The organism is Allosalinactinospora lopnorensis (genome assembly GCF_000981225.1).
Classification (GTDB): domain Bacteria; phylum Actinomycetota; class Actinomycetes; order Streptosporangiales; family Streptosporangiaceae; genus Allosalinactinospora; species Allosalinactinospora lopnorensis.
In genome coordinates, this window is sequence record NZ_LAJC01000163.1 from 1 (window position 1) to 2,418 (window position 2,418).

The following is a 2,418-nucleotide window of genomic DNA, read 5'->3' on the forward strand; positions in this document are numbered from 1 at the left end:
CCGGGCCGCGCCTGCGGGCGCGGTGCGGGCGAACGCACCGCACACAGCCACCGCCCCCGGCAGCCGGCGCTGCGCCTTCGGGGCGGGCACGGACAATGACGCCACCCACAGCAACCGAACAACAACGGAAAGTATCGATTATACCGCGCCCTGCCCCCACCGTCCTCCGGGAGGCAAGCATGACACGACTCGACGAAACCGGGCCGCCGCCCGAATCGCCGGCCCGGCCCGAGCGGTCCCGGCTCGATCGGTTCTTCTTCGTCACCGAACGCGGATCCAGCTACCCGCAGGAGATCCGCGGCGGCCTCACCACGTTCATGGCGATGGCCTACATCATCGTCCTCAACCCGATCATCCTGAGCGGTGTCGCGGACGTGAACGGCGACACCCTGTCCCCCGCACAGCTCACCACGATGACCTGCCTGTCCGCGGGGATCATCACCATCCTCATGGGCGTGGTCGGCCGCGCCCCGATCGCGCTGGCCGCGGCGCTCGGTGTCATGGCGGTCGTGGCCTACCAGGCGGCACCCCTGATGGCCTGGCCCGAGGTAATGGGCCTTGTCGTCTGGCAGGGCGTCGCCATCATCCTCATGGTGGTCACCGGGGTCCGCACCGCGGTGATGAACGCGCTGCCGCACAACCTGAAACTGGCGATCGGTGTCGGCATCGGCCTGTTCGTCGCGCTCATCGGGCTCGACAACGCGTCCTTCGTCAGCCAGGGCGAAGGCGGTCTGCTGCAGATCGGACTCACCGGTCACCTCACCGGCTGGCCGGTCGTGGTGTTCGTCGTCGGTCTGCTCGTCGCGGCGGTGCTGCTGGCGCGCAACGTCTCCGGCGCGATCTTCTACGGCATAGTCGTGGCCACGCTCGTCGCCGCCGTCGTGAACCGCGTCTTCCCGGTGCCGGAGGAGGCCTGGGGCACGCAGGTCCCCGAGCTGCCCGAGCATCTGCTGGCCTCCCCGGACTTCGGGCTGTTCGGTCGGGTCGACCTCTTCGGGGCGTGGAGCACGGCCGGTGCGGCCAGTGCCGGGGTCATCCTGTTCACCCTGGTCCTGGCCGGCTTCTTCGACGCGCTCGGCACCATTCTGGCCATCGGCGAAAAGGCCGGTCTGACGGGGAGGAACGGCCAGATGCCGCGGGTCAACCGGATCCTCGCGGTCGACGGCGCTGGGGCCGTCTCGGGCGGTCTCACAAGTTCCTCGGCGACCCTGGTGTTCGTCGAGTCCACCGCGGGGGTCACCGAGGGCGCGCGTACCGGTCTGGCCAGCGTCGTCACCGGAGCCCTCTTCCTGCTGGCGATTCTCTTCGCCCCGCTCTTCGGGATCGTGCCCGGCCAGGCCGCCGCGTGCGCCCTCGTCCTGGTGGGGGCCATGATGATGATGCACATCACCAGGATCGACTGGAACGACATCAGCACCGCCGTCCCCGCGTTCCTGACGATCACGCTGATGCCGTTCACCTATTCCATAGCGCACGGTATCGGCGCCGGTATCGTCGCCTACACGGTCATCAAGACCTTCAGCGGGAAGTTCCGCGAGGTGGGCCGGCTGATGTGGATCCTGACCGCGGTATTCGCCTGCCACTTCGGCCTCGCGGGGATCGAGCGGCTGCTCGGCGTCGGCTGATCACCCGCGCTCCCGCCCCGGCGCCGGGGCGGGAGCGGGCCGAGAGGCCGCGGTTACCACCAGGTCGTGCGGTGGCTCGCGTGGCACCCTTCGTTGGCGTTCTGTTTGACGCAGGCGCGGAAAGCTCGGTTCGGAGAGGGCGACGTGGGATAGGCGTATGTGTAGTTGCGGATGCTGATCGTCGTGTTCCAGGCGACATCCCAGTTCCTGTCACCGTTGAGATCGACTTCCAGGGAAACGTGCTGGTTGGAATTCGCGGCGTTGAGAACCTGCGCCCAGCCGTGCTGTACGCCGTTGATATAGCCGACGCGGACCTGGATCACGCCCCTGCTGCTGATCCTTTCCCGGGCGGTCCACGTACCGGTCGCATTTCCCGGATTCACCCAGGGCGCCTGCCGCTCGACCGCTCCTCCCGCATAGGCGGCGGCGTCGACCTCGGCGGCGGATGCGGGCGCGGCGCCGAACAGGGCCATCCCCATAACGACACCAGAACCGATAGTGACCACCCGCCGGACGAATTCTCGAACCGGTACCGTCCGTACCATTCTGTCCTCCCTTTGGACACGTAAGTCCCGAATCCCGGCCATTCTCAGAAGATCTCTCCCGCTCCACCCGAGCCAATGGATCGGGAAACCGGCACAATGAACAATAGAGCGCGGAATTTATTGATCACAATGGACGGGGGCTGGCCCGAACCGGCCATGAAAGAATGCGCCGCCGCCGGGACGCGCCGCCGTTAGGCTCGTGAGCATGCAGCAGAGAACCGTATTCTTGGCTTCCTCCCCGGCCTAAA

2 protein-coding genes are annotated in these 2,418 nt (G+C 67.3%); one reads left to right on the top strand and one right to left on the bottom strand.

The window, feature by feature from the left end:
* Positions 1-179: 179 nt before the first annotated feature.
* Entirely contained in the window at positions 180-1,625 is a 1,446-nt protein-coding gene (locus VS93_RS26215) for an NCS2 family permease (protein ID WP_046472516.1), read from the top strand.
* 53 nt (positions 1,626-1,678) lie between these two features.
* Here VS93_RS26215 and VS93_RS26220 read toward each other — a convergent pair whose 3' ends face one another.
* The gene (locus tag VS93_RS26220) at positions 1,679-2,098 is read right to left on the bottom strand and encodes a hypothetical protein (protein ID WP_156185031.1); all 420 of its coding nucleotides are present in this window, start codon (positions 2,096-2,098) and stop codon (positions 1,679-1,681) included.
* Positions 2,099-2,418 lie beyond the last annotated feature (320 nt).